We start from the raw sequence: 18,934 nt of genomic DNA, 5'->3' as shown, positions 1-18,934 counted from the left end.
TTTTTGTTTAAAAGTATGAGAGTATTCAAATTTGGTGGTGCCTCTGTAAAGGATGCTGCGGGAATAAAAAACGTATATGACGTTTTACAAAAAGTAGGGTATGAGGATGTGTTATTGGTTGTTTCTGCAATGGGAAAAACTACAAATGCACTTGAGTTAGTAATAAAAAACTATTTCGACAAGTCGGCTGAATTAAATTCATCCGTTCAAGAAGTGAAAAAATACCACAATCAAATTCTGATGGATTTGTTTGAAGAAGAAAAGCACGAAGTTTTTACTGCGGTAAACAATCAATTTTCTGACTTAGAATATTTTTTGGCGCATAATAAATCGCCAAATTATAATTTCGTTTACGATCAAATTGTGAGTTATGGTGAATTAATATCTACCACTATCCTGAGCCATTTTATGAGTTTTATGGAAATAAAAACACAATGGCTAGATGTGCGAAATTTTATAAAAACAGACGCTACTTATAGAGATGCGGAAGTAGACTGGGAATTGACACAAAAGAATATTTCCAAAAACGTAAAAAGAAAAATATTAAATATCACTCAAGGGTTTTTGGGTTCTGACGAAAATAACTTTACCACTACTTTAGGTCGTGAAGGTTCCGATTATACTGCTGCAATTTTTGCTTATTGCTTAAATGCGGAAAGTGTAACCATCTGGAAAGATGTTCCAGGAGTTATGAATGCTGACCCAAGATATTTTGAAAACGCCAGTTTGCTGAACCAGATTTCATACCGCGAAGCGATTGAATTGGCTTTTTATGGCGCTACGGTTATTCATCCGAAAACTTTACAACCTTTGCAAAAAAAGGAAATTCCCTTATTTGTAAAATCGTTTATTAATCCTTTGTTACCGGGAACTCGTGTTGCCAAAGGTGCCGATTTAGAACCTTATTTGCCGTGTTTTATTGTCAAAAGAAACCAACTCTTGATTTCGCTTTCATCAATAGATTTCTCTTTCATCATGGAAGAACACATAAGCGAGATTTTCGCTTTGTTTCACCAATTTAAAATAAAAGTGAATCTAATTCAAAATTCTGCGATTAGTTTCTCTGTATGTGTTGAGGACAAATTTGAAAATTTCAAAGATTTGAACGCCATTCTTTCTAAAAAATTCAAAGTAGAATTTGACGAAAATGTCACTTTATTTACAATCAGACATTTCAATGATAAAGCCGCAGAAACTGTTGAAGAAAATAAAACTGTTTTATTGAAACAAGTGAGCCGCGAAACCATGCAGATAGTAACGAAAGAAAGCTAGAAAATCTTTTCTCCGTAAAGTCCTCAATTGTACTTACTTTTTTTACATAATACACTACTTTTGATGCATAGACCTAAACTATCTATGTTAAAAAAAGTAGTGTTTTTACTTCTAATAATGTGTTTTTCCGGACTTAAGGCCCAGGAAACTAACTCGTTATACAAAACCAAGAAAATCTCTTCCACCCGAGACACTATTCATCTTGAAAATGAAAGCATCAATTCTAGTTTCTTCCAAGTGCTTAACGCTAATGGGAAATCAATAGACACCGTTTTTTATAAAATAAATTTCCAAAAATCCTTCTTAATTTTTAAAGGAGATCCAATTCAACCATCCGATTCCATAACGATTCAGTACCTCAAACTTCCAGAAATTCTAACCAAAGAATATCGTATTTACGATTCAAGCCAAATAGTCAGTAACGAAGCTGCTTCAGGAAATTTGTATAAAATTGAAACAAATCCAGTCAAAAAAAACAGTCCTTTTGACGGATTAAACACTTCCGGAAGCATCACTCGAGGACTAACCATTGGCAACAATCAAAATGCAGTTTTAAATTCAAATCTGGATTTACAAATCACAGGAAAACTATCTGAAAAAGTGAGCCTCAGAGCTTCATTGCAAGACAGTAATATTCCGTTACAAGATGGAGGTTATTCTCAGAAGCTAGATCAATTTGATAATGTTTTCATGGAGCTTTTTAGTGACAAATGGAACATTAGAGCCGGAGATGTTTTTCTTGAAAATAAAAAAACACAGTTCCTTAACTTCAATAAAAAAGTACAAGGACTTGCTACTAATTTTGACTTCGGAACTGAAAACAGTAAAACCAATATTTTTGCATCGGTAGCTTTAGTGAAAGGACAATATGCTAAAAGTAATTTTGTTGGCCAGGAAGGCAATCAAGGCCCATATAAATTAAAAGGCCAAAATGGCGAATTGTATGTTCTGGTTATTTCAGGTTCGGAACGGGTTTATGTTAATGGCATTTTATTGAAACGAGGTGAAAACAATGACTACACCATTGATTACAATGCTGGAGAAATAGTGTTTACGCCGCTTTTTACTATTACCTCCGAAATGCGAATTGCTATAGAATACCAATATTCGGATCGGAATTACTCTCGATTTATCACCTATGCCGGAGCTTCGCATGAAAATGAGAAATGGAGTTTTGGAAGTTATTTATACTCCGAAAGTGATTTAAAAAACCAACCTCTACAACAAAACCTTTCTCAAGAACAAGCCCAAATTTTAGTGAATGCCGGTGACAATCCTGATTTAATGACAGGGCCTTCCGCTTATTCAGATTCGTATTCGGATAATAAAGTGTTGTATAAAAAAATAACTATTAATTCTATTGAAGTTTTCGAATATTCTAACAATCCTGAAGACGAATTGTTCAATGTTCGATTCAGTTTTGTGGGAATAAATAAGGGAAATTACATCCTAAAAAACGCATCGACCAATGGTCGTATTTATGAATTTACCCAACCAATTAATGCTATTCCGCAAGGAAATTATGAGCCAGTAATACAATTAGTTTCTCCAACGAAAATTCAAGTGGCAACATTTTTAGGGAAATATAAACCAACGGAAAAAACAGCCTTTGATTATGAAATAGGAATTAGTAACAATGACAAAAATCTTTTCTCCGCTACAGATGATTCTGACAACCGTGGTTTGGCAGCCAAAATAAATGCAAAGCAACGCTTATTTTCAGAAAAATGGAATGGTGACGCTTTTGCCAGTTATCAATTTATTCAGAGAAATTTCAAATCGGTGGAACGCCTTTATAATATTGAATTTGATAGAGATTGGAATTTAGGAAATTCTACTATCGGAAATCAAAGTTTGTTGGTTTCAGGCTTACATTTTGAATTAAATCCTAAAAAAAATCCTCAAAACAAAGGATTGCTAAACTATCAATTTGAAAAACTGGATTTCTCAGAAAGCTTTTCTGGCAGCAGACATTCTGTTAATGGAGCATTTAAATTGAAAAATTGGACGATTGAAAATCAGGGCAGTTTCTTAAAAAGTGATGGAAGAGAATCCTCTTCTAAATTTTATAGGAATCAAACGCATACTCGTTATCATTTTAACAAGAACTGGATTGGCACTAGCCTACGATTAGAAAATAATGAAGAAAAAATAAAAACTACAAATCAATTTTCGGCTTTAAGCCAAAGGTTCACGGAGTATAGTTTTTTTACCGGAAGAGGTGACAGCACTAAAGTTTTTGTCGAATTAGGATATTTGAGACGAAAAAATGACAGCTTACAAAATGGATTCATACAACGTGTAAATGCATCGCAAACGTACTACTTGAAATCAAAATTAATTCAATCAACGAAAAGTGATTTAACTGCTTATGTAAATTATAGAGTGCTTGATTTTGCTGATCAAACAAAGAAAAAAGAATCGTCATTAAATTCCAGAATAGTGTATTCAGATCGATTTTTCAATCAATTGATTCAAAGTGCCACTGTTTATGAAACCAATTCAGGAAGTATTCCACAACAGGAATTCACGTACTTGGAAGTTCCGGTTGGCCATGGCGTTTATACGTGGAATGATTACAATAGCAACGGAATTCAGGAATTACAAGAGTTTGAAATCGCTCCATTTATCGACCAAGCAAAATATATCCGGATATTCTTACCGAACCGAATTTATATAAAAACGCATCAAAACAAGTTCTCCCAATCTATAACTATAAATCCAAATCAATGGCAAAATGAACTTGGATTAAAAAGACTACTTTCCTATTTTTATAATCAAGCCTCTTTTATAATTGATCGAAAAATAAAAAGCGAAGGCGAAAATTTCGAATTAAACCCCTTTAATACTTATAAAGAAAATGTGCTGGGATTGAATTCCAGTTTCAGGAATAGTTTGTTTTATAATCGAGGGAAACAAAAACATTCTACAACCTATACTTATTTGCAAAATCAAACAAAAAATTTATTATCAATAGGAGCACAAGAGGCAAAAAACAATTCACATCAACTACAATATACCAATTTATACAAGAAAAGTTGGCTGTTCAATTTTTTTGCAAAAACAATCCAAACCGCAATTGAATCTGAAAATTTTTCTGAAAAAAATTATAGTATTCGCAGTTATCAATTGGCTCCAAAAATCAGTTATTTATTCTCCAAAAATACCAGTTGTGATTTATTTTATGAATTACAGCACAAAGAAAATAAAATTGGAATTTCAGAAACACTACTTCAAAATCGATTAGGAATTTCCTTTTCTTATGCTGGGGATAAAAAAATCACCATCAATGGAGAAGTTTCCTTTTATCAAAACAAATTCAAAGGAAATGAATTCTCTTCGGTAGGATTTCAAATGCTAGAAGGATTGCAAACGGGACAAAACTTGACTTGGAGATTACTATTCCAAAAAAACCTGACGCAATTTTTAGATATAAATTTAAATTATCAAGGACGAAAAAGTGAATCTACTCAGACCATTCACACAGGAAACATACAATTAAGAGCTTATTTCTAGACTATTAGATTAATTTTAAGAAAAAAATTATTAACTTTAATCTGAAATTAATTCAAGAATCCTAACTTTAAAAACACAAAAATCATGAAAAAATTATTGTTATTATGTTTTGTATTTATTTTATCTGGAAACTTTTATGCACAACAAACTGCCGCTGAAAAGAAAGCTGATAAAGCAAAAACTGAAAAAGCTGTTAAGGCAAAACAAGAATCTCAAGTGAAAGCCGCTAAAGCTAATAAAGAAGCAAAAGAGAAAATTACAAAAGCAAAAAGCGATGTAAAAGATAAGACTGCTAAAGCGGAAAGTGAGGCTAAAGAAGCAAAAAGGAACGTTAGTAAAGCAAAAAATGACGTAACAGCTAATGATAAAGAAGAAGAAGAACAGAAGGTTGCTAAATCAAAAAAAAATGTAAAAGATATAGCTACAGAAAGTAACGACAAAATAGCGAAAGCAAAAAACGATTCAAAAGACAAAGCTAGAGCGATTAATGAAAAAGCTATTAAAACCAACAAAAAGGCAGAAAAAATACAAAAAGAGACCACAACGACCAAGGCTAAAAGAACTGCCGTAAAAGTTAAAGAAACCAATGAAAAAGCACCAAAAGTACCCGACAGAGTTACTGGAGAATACAACGGTAAAAAAGTGTATAGCGGTCCAAGAGGAGGTAAATATTACATTAACGTTAATGGAAACAAAACTTATATCCAAGAGTAATATTTTAATCTAATTATGTAAATAGGCTGTTAAAAAATGAGCAGCCTATTTACATTTAACAAATTGCTACTAATATTTAGCGAAATAAATTAATAGTTTAGTAATGCGCTCGAAATATAAAAAACCCATTCATTGCGTAACTTTCAAAATTAAAAAAACGAATCTTATCGCTAAATGAATTTGAATACCAACAATAAGACTATTTTGATTGCTCCATTAAATTGGGGGCTGGGTCATGCTACTCGATGCATTCCTATTATTAAGGCGCTACAAGATAATAATTACATCCCCATAATCGCTTCTGATGGTATAGCTCTGGAATTATTGAGAAAAGAATTTCCATATCTAAAAATACTCGAATTACCCTCCTACGAAATAGAATATTCTAAAAATGGTAAAAATTTCAAATGGAAATTATTGCAAAATTGTCCAAAAATGATTGAAGCCATTTGGGCTGAAAAAAAATTGGTAAAAAAATGGATTAAGAAATATTCTATTGACGGCATACTATCTGACAATCGGCTTGGCGTATTTAGTAAAAAAGTACCTTCAGTATTTATGACACATCAATTGAATGTGATGACTGGCAATACCACTTGGATTACCAGTAGGCTCCATCAACATATTATAAAAAAATATGCTGAATGCTGGATTCCAGACCTGGAAGAAACTCCAAATCTGACAGGTAAATTAGGACATATAAAAAAAGCTGATTTTGTGACTAAATACATTGGACCATTAAGCCGATTGCATAAACGCGAAACTCCGAAAAAATATGATTTAATGGTTATTTTGTCCGGACCAGAACCACAACGAGGCATGTTAGAAGATAAATTAAAGATTGAAGTATTGAAATATAATGGGAATGTAGTTTTTATAAAAGGGACCATAGAAAAAGACCAAATAAAGGAACAAATAGAGAATATTACCTATTATAATTTCATGAATACGAGACAACTTGAACAAACTTTTAACGAAAGTGACACTGTACTATGCAGGTCAGGGTATACAACCATTATGGATTTGGCTAAACTGAATAAAAAAGCTTTTTTTATTCCTACTCCCGGTCAATACGAACAGGAATATCTGGCAAAAAAATTAAAAAAAGAAGGATTGGTTCCATATGCGGAACAAAATGATTTTAGAATCGAAAACCTTGAAGAAATTGACCTGTACAAAGGACTGCCACAATTAGATACTGCATTAGACTGGAAAGCATTATTTTCTGTTTTTGAATAGAATCAATAATTCTACTTTATTTTATAAAAAAATCCTAATTATAATACTTTAAAAGTAAATAATTAGGGTGTTTTTTTTTATAAAAAAGGTAACTAATTAGATTATCAGCACCAGATTAATCTTCTAATTTCTTATCTCCAAATTTTTCGTGTTTGATAATTTTGGCATTAATCATAAAATAAACATACTCCGCAATATTCGTACAATGCTCAGAAATACGCTCTAAATGTTTTAAAACAATCACAAGATTTGTTCCTGAAACGACTGTTTTAGAATATGACTTCATTTCATTGATGATATTATGTATCGCTTCATCACATTCATTTTTTATGGTATTGTTCAAAACGAAGATCTCCCCAATCGTATTTTCATCTCGAGTCAAGAAACATTCATTCGTTTTAATTGTAATCACCTCAACATGTCTGGCTATATCAGTAATATTAAACTTAACAATTAAATCATGTTTGTCATTAATATTTTTAGCTTTTTTTATGATGCTTATCGCTAAATCACCTATTCTTTCTATCTCATTGCTGATCTGCATCGCTGACATAATAAAACGCAAATCAGAAGCGACTGGTTGCTGTAAAGCAAAAATACTTTGGCAAATTTCATCAATCTTAACATCTAATTTATCAATCTTATTTTCTGTTTTTTTCACTTCTTTACCTTCCGAAAAAGGTTCTGAAAGTAAAGCATTTACTGATTCTCCTACTTGACCTTCCGCTAAAACACCTATTTTCTGGATAACATTTCTAAGTTTTTCTAATTCTATTTCAAAGTGTGATGCCATATTTTTTTATTTTAAATTTAAAGATTTATAAAATTCACAAAAACAAAACAAGACTTAAAAAGTCTGTTTCAAATTACGCTTTTTATCCAAATCTTCCTGTGATATAATCTTCTGTTTGTTTTTGCTCTGGTTTAGTAAATATAGCATTAGTTTTACCTATTTCGATCAATTCCCCTAAGTAAAAGAAGGCAGTATAATCACTGGTTCTAGCTGCTTGTTGCATGTTATGGGTTACAATAATTATAGTATACTGCTCTTTTAATTCATGAACTAATTCCTCTATTTTTGAAGTAGAGATAGGATCCAAAGCACTTGCTGGCTCATCCATAAGGATAATATCTGGACTTACAGCCAATGTTCTCGCGATACAAAGTCGTTGTTGTTGTCCCCCTGAAAGGCCTAAAGCTGAATCTCCCAATCTATCCTTTACTTCTTCCCAAATAGCAGCTTGTTTCAATGAAGTTTCTACTATTTCGTCTAACTGAGTTTTATCTTTTATCCCATTAATTTTTGGGCCATAAGCAATATTCTCGTAAATGGATTTTGGAAATGGGTTTGATTTTTGAAAAACCATTCCAATTTTTTTTCTGATATTAACAACATCAACATCTTTACTGTAAATATCAACGCCTTCCACAAGCATATTTCCAGTTATTCTCACATCTGGAATAAGATCATTCATTCTATTGATACATCTAAGAAAAGTAGATTTACCACAACCAGAAGGACCAATCAAAGCCGTTACTTTATTAGCCGGAATTTGCATTGAAATCTCCTTTAATGCTTTTTTTTCTCCATAGTACAATGACAAATCATTTACTTGTATTTTTATGTCTTTCATGTCTTTTTTGTTATGTCTAAAATATAATTTATCAGGTAGATTTTAAAATTATTTTGCTCTTCTTCTAATTCTAGATCTAATAATTACTGCAACTAAGTTTAAGGATAAAGTAAGGATTAACAATACTAATGTTGTTGCAAACTGTATTGGCATTGTTTTTTCTACATCAGAAGATTGAGTTGCCATAATATAAATATGATATCCCAAATTCATAAATTGGTCACTTAAAGATCCAGGTAAAGTCGCTAGGTAATACGCTGCACCCGTAAATAAAATAGGAGCTACTTCTCCAGCACCTCTGCTCACAGCCAAAATAGTACCTGTCATAATCCCAGAAATAGATCCTGGAAGTACCACATTTTTTATTGTTTGCCATTTTGTTGCGCCTAATGCTAAACTTGCCTCACGCAATTCACGGGGAATCGTTTTTAGTGCTTCTTCAACAGAAACAATAATCACCGGTAAAGTAAGTAATGCCATGGTAAGGCTTGCCCAAAGAATATTGGGTTGCCCCCAATGGAGTTCACCACCATTAAAAGCTTTATCGACTCCACCTCCAACAAATTGGATAAAAAATCCAAGACCAAAAAGACCAAATATTATTGAAGGTACAACGGCCAATGTTCGCACAGAAAATCGAACTGCAGCTGCAAATTTTGAATTTTCCTTCGCATATTCTGTCAAATAAATCGCTGTAATCGTCCCGAAAGGCACTGCAGCAATAGACATGACAACAACCAATATAAAGGTCCCTATTAAAGCAGGAAATATACCTCCTTCTGTCATTCCATTTGTTGGAAATGAGCTGATGAATTCCCATGAAAATTTTGCACGTCCTTCATAAATAATAATTCCCAGTATAATAAAAAGAATTGTAATAATTAGCACAACAGCTAATTGAGTAATTCCAATAATTAATTTTCCTTTTATATCTGAACCCTTTTTCTTACTTGCAAAAAAAGAGTTTTCTGTTTCGTTTATTGTTGTGTTCATGATTTATTTCCCTTGGAATTTTTTGATTAACTTTCCTTTTACATAAAACTCAGCAACGGCATTTAATGCAAAAGAAAAAATGAAAAGTAATGACCCAATAAAAAACAACACACTATAATGGGTTTCTCCAAAAACAGTTTCAGCCATTTCAGCTCCAATTGTAGCTGCAAAAGTTCGTACACTTTCAAAAGGATTAGCAGACAATAAAGCCGCATTTCCTGTAGCCATTAATGCAATCATAGTTTCTCCAAAAACTCTTCCAATTCCTAAGAGTAACGCAGCAAAAATTCCTGGCGTTGCTGCAGGTAATATCACAAAAAAAGCAGTTTGCCATTTACTAGCTCCCAGCGCTAAACTTGCCTCAGTAAATGTTTTAGGCACTGCAGAAAGCGCGTCTTCTGAAATGGTATAAATGATTGGTATAGCTGCTAATGCCATAGCAACTCCACCGACAAAAGCGTTTAATCTTGATTCATAACCAAAAACATCTTGAAAAAAAGTTGCCAAAACCATCAAGGCAAAAAAACCTATTACCACTGATGGAAAAGCCGCTAGCATTTCTATAATAGGTTTTATGATCTCCTTTGTTCTTTTGGATGCAAAACAAGAAGTATAAAGTGCAGCCAAGACTGCCAAAGGACCTGCGATGAGCATGGCGATTATGGTAACTTTTAAAGTTCCTATAAGCAACCCAAAAAGACCAAATCTAGGATGTTCCGAAACTGGAACCCATTCTGTTGTGAAAAAAGTACTCCACGTTTTATCAGCTCCATCATTATCTGCTGCAACCGTTTCTGGTTTTTCATCTGAGGATGCAATAGCAGAATCTGCTTTTACATCACCATACGTTTCGGGTTTTAAGTCCTCTTGAGTTACTGGTTCTGAACCGTAAGTTTCTGGCTTTAAATCTTCCTGAGTTACTGGTTCTGAACCATAGGTTTCAGGTTTCAATTCCTCTGTAGGTGCACTACCATAGGATTCCGGCTTTAAATCTTCAGTAGGTGCAGCACCATAAGATTCTGGTTTTGAACCAGAATCAGAAGTTGTTCCTATTTCTGTTTTTGATTTATTGTCTTTCCCAAAATTAAAAATCGGAAGTGATTCTTTAAAAACAAAAATGAAGATTAGAAAAATTATTGCTATGGATAAAAAAGCAACACTTGAAATAATTTTTTCGGCTAAAAACTCCGAAAGCCTGAATTGCTTTTTCAAACTTTCTTTTGTAAAAATTTGGTTTCTTGGAAATTGGGAATTCATTTGATTTATTTAGTAATTCATATGTATTTCAACACAAAACACGACTCCTTGAAATAAGGATTCCTATTTGAAAAATAATTATTTAATAGGGTAATAACCCACACTAACAATAATTTTTTGGCCTTCAGGACTTAGAATCCAATCTATAAAAGCTTTAGTTTCTCCCGTTGGTTTGGCTTTAAGGTACATATATAAATACCTTGAGATTGGGTAGGTCTTGTTTTTTATAGTAGCAGCAGTTGGCAAAACACCTTTGCTTTTAGCATCTGTTTTTATTTTACAATCTTTTACGCCTTCTGCATAAGCAGCTCCACCATATCCAATGCTGTATTTATCTTTTTTAACTGAATTTACAATAGCTGCAGTTCCCGGTAACGTTTGACATTTTGGTGAAAAATCAGTTTTTACCACATGTTCTTTGAAGAATTCAAAAGTCCCTGAACTACTTTCTCTACCGTATAATCTAATTTTAGCATCCGCTCCACCTACTTGTTTCCAGTTGTTGATTTTTCCGGAAAAAATATAACCTAACTGCTGTAACGTAAGTTCTGAAACTGGATTTGCTTTATTTAGAAAAACAGACAAACCATCTTTGGCACACGCAATCTCAATACCACTTGTTTTGTATTTCGATTTTAATTTTGCTACTTCTGATGATTTTATTGGACGACTTGCATTGGCAATATCCGTAGAACCATTTATTAGAGCCGCTAAACCTACTCCTGACCCTCCGCCAGTAATTTGGATGACAGCACCTGGATGTTTTTTTATGTAAACTTCAGCCCATTTTTGGGACAAAATTACCATTGTATCTGAACCTTTTACCGTTATCTTATTCAAAGTCGTAAAAGAAAAACCGAGAGCCATTACTAACAATAAAGCAACTACTAATTTTAATTTTGCTGATTTCATTTTTTGTTTTTTTTAGGTATTTAAGACCAAAAAATATCCCTTGTCTGAATAGCTGGCAAGGGATGAAAATTAATTTATTATTTTAAAGGAAAATAACCAACCGAAGTAATAATTTTTTGTCCCTCTGCGCTTAAAATCCAATCAACAAAAGCTTTAGTCTCTCCTGTCGGTCTAGATTTTAAATACATATAAAGATATCTTGAAATTGGATACGTTTTGTTTCTTATAGTTTCAGCAGTTGGATAAACTCCTGGACTTTTATCGTCTTTCTTAACTTTACAGTCTTTAACACCTTCCGCATATGCAGCCCCACCGTAACCAATTCCGTATTTATCTTTTTTAACTGCATTTACAATTGCAGCAGTACCAGGCAAAGTTTGACAGTTAGGCGAAAAATCAGTTTTTACTACATTGTCTTTGAAAAAACCAAAAGTTCCTGAGCTATTCTCTCTACCGTACAATTTTATACTGGCATCTATGCCACCTACTTCTTTCCAGTTTGTAATTTTTCCAGAAAAAATTTGACCAATTTGTTTTATTGTAAGTTCCGAAACACCATTCGCTTTGTTTAAATAAACTGACAATCCATCTTTTGCGCAAGGAATCTCAACACCTAATGTACTGTATCGTGCTTTTAATTTTTCTACTTCGGTGGATTTGATAGGGCGACTTGAATTTGCAATATCAGTTGAACCGTTTATTAAAGCCGCAAGACCTACACCAGATCCACCACCAGTAACCTGAATAGTTGTTCCTGGGTGTTTTTGCATGTACACCTCAGCCCATTTTTGTGACAAGATGACCATGGTATCAGAACCTTTCACTGTTATTTTATTTAATGAGGTAAAAGAAAATCCTACCGCCATAACAACTAATAGAATAGCTGCTAATTTAATTTTTGTTGTTTTCATTTTATTTTATTTTTTGTATTAAAATCTAATCTATTGCATTAAAATCCAGCTTGAATTCTAATTGTAAACGTATTATCTAATTTGTCTTTTATATAATCGCCACCAACTGTGGTACTTTTTTCATTAATTGGTAAACTATAACCCGCAACAATTTTTACGTTATCATCATAAAAATATTGCCAAGAAAATGACCAGTTGTTGTACTTCAAATCTTCTTTGATAGTCACTGTATTTCCTGCTAAATGTCTGTTTGGATCCCAACTGTCATATCGAACTGCAACCTGATTACTTTTTCCAATGTTTTTCACCAAAGTCGCATAGAACCCTGAGAAATCACGGATGCCATTAAAATTAAAACTAGGATTACTATTCGCAACAGGCAATGCTGTAGTTGATTTTTCTCCTGATATTGTTCCAGAAATATATTCTCCTTTAAGAGACATTCCGCCAAGAAAATCATAGTAAACTCTCATCTCTCCACCAAACCATCTTTTTTGAAAACTATCTCCTACTTTGGCTGTGAAATTATTATTATTTGCATCGCTGAATGTCCCAGCTTGCAAAACTGCTGTATTTCCTAAATAAGTATGAGCTCCTACATCAATGCCCAAACCTTTAGAAGGAAACGCAAAAGAATAAACACCTCTAATCATGACATCTTTCTTGTTATCTACGTCTCTCAGATTATTTGTCAAAGAACCTTCTCCATAATTTCCGTTAAATACGGCTAACTGAAACTTAAACGGAATTTCATATTTAGTTTGTAAGTCCATTTCGATCTTAGCGCCTAAGTCTCTTTCTTGTGGATACAAAATTCCTGACATTCTGCTTCTTTCTAATAATTCTCTTGAACGAGAAGAAAACTCTACTTCATAACTCGTTCTATTAAACTGTCCTAAAAACAACTTGAATGTTTGAAGCCACTTATCATTTAACTGAACATAAGCATCTCTTAAAGTAACCTTATCAAATGCATAATCCGGTTGAATTACAAATACCGCACCAGTAACTGGCTCATAAGTCAATTTTACACGTGCTCGTCTGATAAAAAAAGTATTCTTTATTGGCACAAGAGTTGTAGATGGTCCGGGTCCAATATTATCTTGAAAATTATACATTTCATATTGCGCATGTATATATCCCGAAAATTTAATTTTGGTCAATTTTCCCAAATCAGTATCCATTATAGAAAGTCTTTCCTCTAAACCTGAAAATTTCATGGAATGCTCATCAAGGGATTCTTTCAACGATTCTACACTTACTGTCTTAACTGAATCAATACTGGCTGTTTCTAAAGAATCAACAGGTACTAATTTAATAGTATCACTCTTAACATCTTGTGCATTAGCCAAAATTGAAGCCATAACTATCACTGCAAATAAAATTTTTTTCATCTTTACTATATGATTAATTTTTTTGCAAAGGTGAACCAGTTATGTTAAGCTAATGTTAACAAATTATTATGTTGGTGATAAATTATTGCTTCGCTAAAGTTATTAATCCTATTTGTAGGATTTACTTATGATCGTTTCTAGACTTACTATTTTTTTAATTTATTAATTTTAAGACTTTTACTATATATTTCTTCCGGATTTAATTCTGGCTTTTTTAAGCCTGCCTTTTCAATTGTAAAGGAAAATTCAGATCCAATTCCAAATTCGCTTTCCACATATATTTTCTCTTTATGTGCTTCTATAATATGTTTTACAATTGCTAATCCTAAACCTGAACCGCCTTCTGAACGGGAACCACTTTTGTCTACTCTGTAAAAACGTTCAAAAAGCCTTGGAATATTTTGCTTCTCAATTCCTTCTCCATTATCTGTTATTCGAACCAAGACCTTTTTCTTAGTTAAATTGACAACGGCAACTTCGGTAAAACCACCTTCTTTACCATATTTAATCGAGTTTACTATTAGATTCTCAACGACTTGTTGTATCTTGTCTTTATCGCCATGTACTATAATAGGCTGTATGTAATAATTTTCGAAAGCCAATGCAATTTTCTTCTTATCAGCTTTCATTTCTAATAAATCAAAAACATTTTGTATCAATTCTACAATATCAAATTCAGAAAAATCCAGATTCAAATCACCAGATTCCAACTTTGTAATCATATCTAAATCTTCCACAATATAGATTAATCGCTCTACACCTTTCTCGGCACGCTTTAAATATTTTTTCCTAATATTTTTATCATCCATTGCCCCATCCAACAAAGTAGAAATATAACCCTGAACCGTAAATAACGGTGTTTTAAGTTCATGCGAAACATTACCAAGAAATTCTCTTCGGTATTCTTCCCGAATCTGCAGCATTTCAATTTCAAGCTTTTTATCGGTGGCAAACTTCTTGACTTCTCGCGTCAAGGTTTCCATATCAGTAGTAATGGGCTGATTTATAAAAGTACTGGATTCCAACAGCGACACATCATCATATATTTTTTTTACACGTCTGTAAATAAAGCGTTCGACGCGATATTGTAAAACCAAAAAAGAAAATAAATAAATAATTAAGAGACAAACTATTCCAAACAGCATCAAATTAGTCACTTTGGAACCAAAGAATAACAACACCATCAACATGACGAATCCAGTAGCAAAAAGGCTAATGAATAAAGCAGACTTTATGGCAAACTTATAAGTTTTCTTAAAATTTATTTTCATCGATTTCACACCTCGCTTTCAAAGCGATTTGAATTTTGCAATTTGTTATTATTAAAAGAGGACTTACACTTCAAATTTATACCCTACTCCTTTAATGGTTTTGAATAAATCTTCCCCAATCTTCTCTCTTAATTTTCTAATGTGAACATCTATAGTTCTTCCTCCAACTACGACTTCATTACCCCAGACTTTATCTAAAATTTCATCGCGCTTAAATACTTTTCCAGGCTTTGAAGCAAGTAAATAAAACAATTCAAATTCTTTTCGAGGTAAGGCAATTTCTACATTGTCTTTTCTTATTTTATATTCTTCGCGATTAATTTCGATTCCTCCTACGTTAAGCGTTTCACTATTTTGCTCTTGTTCATTCAAGCGCCTTAACAAGGCTTTTACTTTACTTACTAATAGTTTTGGCTTAATTGGTTTTGTAATATAATCATCAGCACCTGCATCAAAACCAGCTACTTGAGAATAATCTTCACTTCTTGCTGTTAAGAAAGTAATAATGACATTATTCAGTTCTGGTATTTTTCTAATATTCTCACATGCTTCCATACCATCCATCTCAGGCATCATCACATCCATGATAATTAAATCAGGTAATTCTTTTTTGGCCTTTATAATAGCTTCTTTACCGTTTGATGCCGTAAATATCTGATATCCCTCCTGAGTAAGATTATAGCCTACAATTTCCAAAATATCCGGCTCATCATCAACTAGTAAAATCTTTGTGTTTCTTTTTTTCATGATAGAAAAATTATATTAATCTGATAGAATTTACGCCTGAAATGCTCAGTGATTTTCAATTCCGATTGTAAATGTAACAATAAAAGAACCGTTTAGAAATCACATTAACCGTAATTTAATATGTTAACGATTTAATAATATTCACGAAACTAAATGATAATGATCCACTAACTTTTACTTTACAAAACAGCCATTACTTTGCATAAAAATAAAAAACACAAAAATGAAATTTAGAATATTGTTTATAGCATTGTTAATTACAACTTTTTCTTTTTCACAGAATAAAGGTACTATTTCTGGAATCTTAAGTGATAAAGATGCTAACAACCAATCATTGCCTTTTGCAAACGTACTTATAAAAGGAACCACTTTAGGGACCAATACTGATATTGACGGTAAATATTCTATCATTATGGCAGCCGGAAATTATACAGTTCAATTTAGTTTTGTAGGGTATGAATCTGTGGAAATTCCTGTAACTATAGTTGCAAATGAAACTGTAACTTTAAACCAAGCTATTGGTTCCGGAAGTTATAAACTAGACGATGTTATTATAAAATCCAATGTAAACAGAGAAAAAGAAACTGCATTATTACTCGACCAAAAGAAAGCAGTTGTAATAAAACAAAGCATTGGTGCGCAAGAAATGGCTCGTAAAGGAGTTAGCGATGTAGAGGAAGGGCTTACTAAAATAACAGGAATTACAAAAGTAGGGTCAAGAGGTTTATTTGTACGCGGACTGGAAGACCGATACAACAACTTACTGATAAACGATCTTGCTGCTCCAACTAACAATCCTTTCAAAAAAATTATTCCGTTAGATTTATTTTCTACTGATATAGTAGGTGTTATCGAAGTATACAAAACTTTTAATCCTAACATATATGGAGATTTTGCTGGTGGAACTTTCAATATACAAACTTCAAAGGGATCAAAAAGCGTCACTAAATTGAATGTTGGAATTGGATATACTATGAATAACAATTTAGAAGGATTTTTAATTTCAAAAGATGCTCATTCTACAAAAGGATTATTTGGCTTAACGGGAAACGACAGAAAGCTTCCTACATTACTAGGCAACATACCTTCTAGCTACACACTTACTCCCGATCAATCTTTGAAATCTTTTAAAAGTGGATTTGATGTTTCAGCAATAAAAAGCCCTTTAAATTCAAGCATTGGTTTTCTTCATTCAGAAAAATTTAATTTGAAAGATGATAACACTTTTTCTTATTTACTTTCTATTAATTTTGACAATAATTATTCGATTAGAAACGGTGTTGAAAGAACGTTCACAAACAACCCTTCTGGATTTACTTACAGAAATGACTTTGACAACACTGAATACCGCTATAAAACATCATTATCTTCTTTAGTAGGCTTAAATTATACTACAGATAGACTGAAACTTTCATACAATACCCTTTTCATCAGAACGACTGAAAATTTAGTTAAAGATCAATTTGGCGTAGCTGATTCAAACTCAAGCAACAATAGCACTTTAATTAGAACCAATCAATTAGACGAATCTAATTATTTAAACAACCAGTTATTGGGTGAATATGCATTGAATGAGGATAAAACTCAAAATGTAAAAGCCGCAGTTTCGTATGCGATTACTAAATATGCGCAACCGGACAGAAAATTCTTTTCAGGAACTAGATCAGGAACAGACGATATTTTAGTTTCTGTTGCTGGGAATAATTTCATCAAACAATACTTAGATATTTCTGGTGATGCTTATTTTTCAGGATTAGCAGAGTACACATTAAAATTTGGCAAAACTGAAAAAAATAATATTTTTACCGCTGGATATAATGGAAACATGTCTGACATGACATCATCCTATCGTTTTATTACACCAATTAATAATAGTGCGCCAAACAGCTTCACCACCTCACTGAACAGTGTAGACACTCAATTAAATAGCTATATATCATCAAATGCTGTTAGTTTTAGAGAAAGTTCTAATGCAACGTATCAAGCAAAATTAAAGGAAAGTGCTAATGCCGGTTATGCCAACTTAGTTTATAAATTTGGAGAAAAATGGGAATTAAATGGTGGAATTCGTTTAGAAAGCACCATGAGAGAAACAAAGTATAGAACTCAAGGTTCCTTCTCAGATCCATTTAAAACTTTAAAATACGACAACTTGTATGTTTTACCCGCTTTAAATGTAAAATACGGTTTGAATGAGAATTCGAATCTACGTTTTGCCACCGGAAAAACATATACGAGACCAGTAGTCATGGAATCATATCCTATTGAATATATTAACGCTGATGGAACTTCGACAAAAGGAAATCCATTTTTAAAAAATAGTAGCAACTATAATGTTGATTTAAAATACGAATTATTCCCAACATCAAAAGAGGTTTTTGTACTTGGATTGTTTGGTAAAAAAATAGATCAGCCTATTGAAAGAACATTCATCTCTAATGCTGCGAATTCAACTATCACGACTTATTTAAATTCTGAAAATGCGGTTTTATATGGCGCAGAAATTGAATTCCTATTCGATTTTGCAAGAATAAACGAAAGCTTATCCGATTTATCTTTTGGGTTTAACACTTCTTTGATGCATACAAAAGTAGATGTAAAGCCAACAACTACTGATACTGAAGGTAATATTACTACATCAATCGAAACATTTAAAAGCAGAGAACTTCAAGGAGCGTCAAAATGGCTCATCAACTCTGATTTAAAGTACCAGTTTGACTTAAGCGAAACTTGGAACAACACCGTTTCATTAGTTTATTCAGTATTTGGAAAAAGAATTTATGCAGTTGGAACTGGTGGATTAGACCATATTTATGAATTACCGGTTCAACAGCTGGATTTTATTTGGAGCAGTAAATTATCAAATCATTTTGATTTAAAATTTAGCGCTGACAATCTACTTGATCCTATACGCAAATCCGAACAGGGAAATAACGGGACTTCAACTATAGTTGAAAATTCAACCATAACAAACAGTTATAAAAAAGGAAGAGGGTTCTCAATAAACTTAGGATATACTTTTTAACACACATACGATTAAAACCAAAAGCTCTAATTTATAGGGCTTTTTTTAT

At 32.6% G+C, this 18,934-nt stretch carries 14 protein-coding genes; 5 read left to right on the top strand and 9 right to left on the bottom strand.

Features of this window, described 5'->3' with window-relative positions:
• The first annotated feature begins 15 nt into the window (after positions 1-15).
• From ACM55G_RS03615 to ACM55G_RS03600, 4 genes are all read left to right on the top strand, one after another.
• The gene (locus ACM55G_RS03615; RefSeq protein WP_416842542.1) at positions 16-1,272 is read left to right on the top strand and encodes an aspartate kinase; all 1,257 of its coding nucleotides are present in this window, start codon (positions 16-18) and stop codon (positions 1,270-1,272) included.
• 84 nt (positions 1,273-1,356) lie between these two features.
• Positions 1,357-4,788 carry a hypothetical protein gene (locus ACM55G_RS03610; protein ID WP_416842541.1) on the top strand — a complete coding sequence of 1,144 codons (3,432 nt, stop codon included), beginning with the start codon at positions 1,357-1,359 and terminating at the stop codon, positions 4,786-4,788.
• Positions 4,789-4,872: 84 nt separating this feature from the next.
• Positions 4,873-5,502: a hypothetical protein gene (locus ACM55G_RS03605; RefSeq protein WP_416842540.1), complete on the top strand. Its 630-nt coding sequence runs from the start codon at positions 4,873-4,875 to the stop codon at positions 5,500-5,502.
• A 174-nt stretch (positions 5,503-5,676) separates the two neighbouring features.
• Positions 5,677-6,741, top strand: a complete 1,065-nt coding sequence (locus tag ACM55G_RS03600) for a glycosyltransferase (RefSeq protein ID WP_416842539.1) — start codon at positions 5,677-5,679, stop codon at positions 6,739-6,741.
• Between the two features lie 115 nt (positions 6,742-6,856).
• Here ACM55G_RS03600 and phoU read toward each other — a convergent pair whose 3' ends face one another.
• The 9 genes from phoU to ACM55G_RS03555 all read right to left on the bottom strand — a co-directional run bounded on the left by phoU (position 6,857) and on the right by ACM55G_RS03555 (position 15,860).
• Positions 6,857-7,534: a phosphate signaling complex protein PhoU gene (gene phoU, locus ACM55G_RS03595; RefSeq protein ID WP_416842538.1), complete on the bottom strand. Its 678-nt coding sequence runs from the start codon at positions 7,532-7,534 to the stop codon at positions 6,857-6,859.
• 82 nt (positions 7,535-7,616) lie between these two features.
• A complete protein-coding gene (gene pstB / locus ACM55G_RS03590; RefSeq protein ID WP_416842537.1) occupies positions 7,617-8,375 on the bottom strand; it encodes a phosphate ABC transporter ATP-binding protein PstB in 759 nt (252 codons plus the stop codon).
• A gap of 48 nt (positions 8,376-8,423) precedes the next feature.
• Positions 8,424-9,368 (bottom strand): phosphate ABC transporter permease PstA, encoded by a 945-nt coding sequence (gene pstA, locus ACM55G_RS03585; RefSeq protein WP_416842536.1) that lies wholly within the window; start codon positions 9,366-9,368, stop codon positions 8,424-8,426.
• Positions 9,369-9,371: 3 nt separating this feature from the next.
• The gene (gene pstC, locus ACM55G_RS03580) at positions 9,372-10,625 is read right to left on the bottom strand and encodes a phosphate ABC transporter permease subunit PstC (RefSeq protein WP_416842535.1); all 1,254 of its coding nucleotides are present in this window, start codon (positions 10,623-10,625) and stop codon (positions 9,372-9,374) included.
• A gap of 78 nt (positions 10,626-10,703) precedes the next feature.
• A complete protein-coding gene (locus ACM55G_RS03575) occupies positions 10,704-11,537 on the bottom strand; it encodes a phosphate ABC transporter substrate-binding protein (RefSeq protein ID WP_416842534.1) in 834 nt (277 codons plus the stop codon).
• A 77-nt stretch (positions 11,538-11,614) separates the two neighbouring features.
• Positions 11,615-12,448 (bottom strand): phosphate ABC transporter substrate-binding protein, encoded by an 834-nt coding sequence (locus ACM55G_RS03570; protein WP_416842533.1) that lies wholly within the window; start codon positions 12,446-12,448, stop codon positions 11,615-11,617.
• 38 nt (positions 12,449-12,486) lie between these two features.
• The gene (locus ACM55G_RS03565) at positions 12,487-13,842 is read right to left on the bottom strand and encodes a porin family protein (RefSeq protein ID WP_416842532.1); all 1,356 of its coding nucleotides are present in this window, start codon (positions 13,840-13,842) and stop codon (positions 12,487-12,489) included.
• A gap of 146 nt (positions 13,843-13,988) precedes the next feature.
• Complete coding sequence (locus ACM55G_RS03560; RefSeq protein ID WP_416842531.1) at positions 13,989-15,113, bottom strand: ATP-binding protein; 1,125 nt, start codon at positions 15,111-15,113, stop codon at positions 13,989-13,991.
• A 63-nt stretch (positions 15,114-15,176) separates the two neighbouring features.
• On the bottom strand, positions 15,177-15,860 hold the full coding sequence (locus ACM55G_RS03555; protein ID WP_416842530.1) for a response regulator transcription factor: 684 nt from the start codon (positions 15,858-15,860) through the stop codon (positions 15,177-15,179).
• 223 nt (positions 15,861-16,083) lie between these two features.
• Between ACM55G_RS03555 and ACM55G_RS03550 the strand changes: the two genes are divergently transcribed.
• Positions 16,084-18,885: a TonB-dependent receptor gene (locus ACM55G_RS03550; RefSeq protein WP_416842529.1), complete on the top strand. Its 2,802-nt coding sequence runs from the start codon at positions 16,084-16,086 to the stop codon at positions 18,883-18,885.
• Positions 18,886-18,934 lie beyond the last annotated feature (49 nt).

The organism is Flavobacterium algoriphilum (assembly GCF_048158655.1).
Lineage (GTDB): Bacteria > Bacteroidota > Bacteroidia > Flavobacteriales > Flavobacteriaceae > Flavobacterium > Flavobacterium algoriphilum.
The sequence above is the reverse complement of the archived record's forward strand: the minus strand, read 5'-3'. Positions and strand labels throughout refer to the sequence as shown.

What these genes read in the sequence shown, in the direction of transcription:
- ACM55G_RS03615 (WP_416842542.1), top strand. Translation starts at nt 16, where the DNA reads ATGAGAGTATTCAAATTTGGTGGTGCCTCTGTAAAGGATGCTGCGGGA.
- ACM55G_RS03610 (WP_416842541.1), top strand. Translation starts at nt 1,357, where the DNA reads ATGTTAAAAAAAGTAGTGTTTTTACTTCTAATAATGTGTTTTTCCGGA.
- ACM55G_RS03605 (WP_416842540.1), top strand. Translation starts at nt 4,873, where the DNA reads ATGAAAAAATTATTGTTATTATGTTTTGTATTTATTTTATCTGGAAAC.
- ACM55G_RS03600 (WP_416842539.1), top strand. Translation starts at nt 5,677, where the DNA reads ATGAATTTGAATACCAACAATAAGACTATTTTGATTGCTCCATTAAAT.
- phoU (WP_416842538.1), bottom strand. Translation starts at nt 7,534, where the DNA reads ATGGCATCACACTTTGAAATAGAATTAGAAAAACTTAGAAATGTTATC.
- pstB (WP_416842537.1), bottom strand. Translation starts at nt 8,375, where the DNA reads ATGAAAGACATAAAAATACAAGTAAATGATTTGTCATTGTACTATGGA.
- pstA (WP_416842536.1), bottom strand. Translation starts at nt 9,368, where the DNA reads ATGAACACAACAATAAACGAAACAGAAAACTCTTTTTTTGCAAGTAAG.
- pstC (WP_416842535.1), bottom strand. Translation starts at nt 10,625, where the DNA reads ATGAATTCCCAATTTCCAAGAAACCAAATTTTTACAAAAGAAAGTTTG.
- ACM55G_RS03575 (WP_416842534.1), bottom strand. Translation starts at nt 11,537, where the DNA reads ATGAAATCAGCAAAATTAAAATTAGTAGTTGCTTTATTGTTAGTAATG.
- ACM55G_RS03570 (WP_416842533.1), bottom strand. Translation starts at nt 12,448, where the DNA reads ATGAAAACAACAAAAATTAAATTAGCAGCTATTCTATTAGTTGTTATG.
- ACM55G_RS03565 (WP_416842532.1), bottom strand. Translation starts at nt 13,842, where the DNA reads ATGAAAAAAATTTTATTTGCAGTGATAGTTATGGCTTCAATTTTGGCT.
- ACM55G_RS03560 (WP_416842531.1), bottom strand. Translation starts at nt 15,113, where the DNA reads ATGAAAATAAATTTTAAGAAAACTTATAAGTTTGCCATAAAGTCTGCT.
- ACM55G_RS03555 (WP_416842530.1), bottom strand. Translation starts at nt 15,860, where the DNA reads ATGAAAAAAAGAAACACAAAGATTTTACTAGTTGATGATGAGCCGGAT.
- ACM55G_RS03550 (WP_416842529.1), top strand. Translation starts at nt 16,084, where the DNA reads ATGAAATTTAGAATATTGTTTATAGCATTGTTAATTACAACTTTTTCT.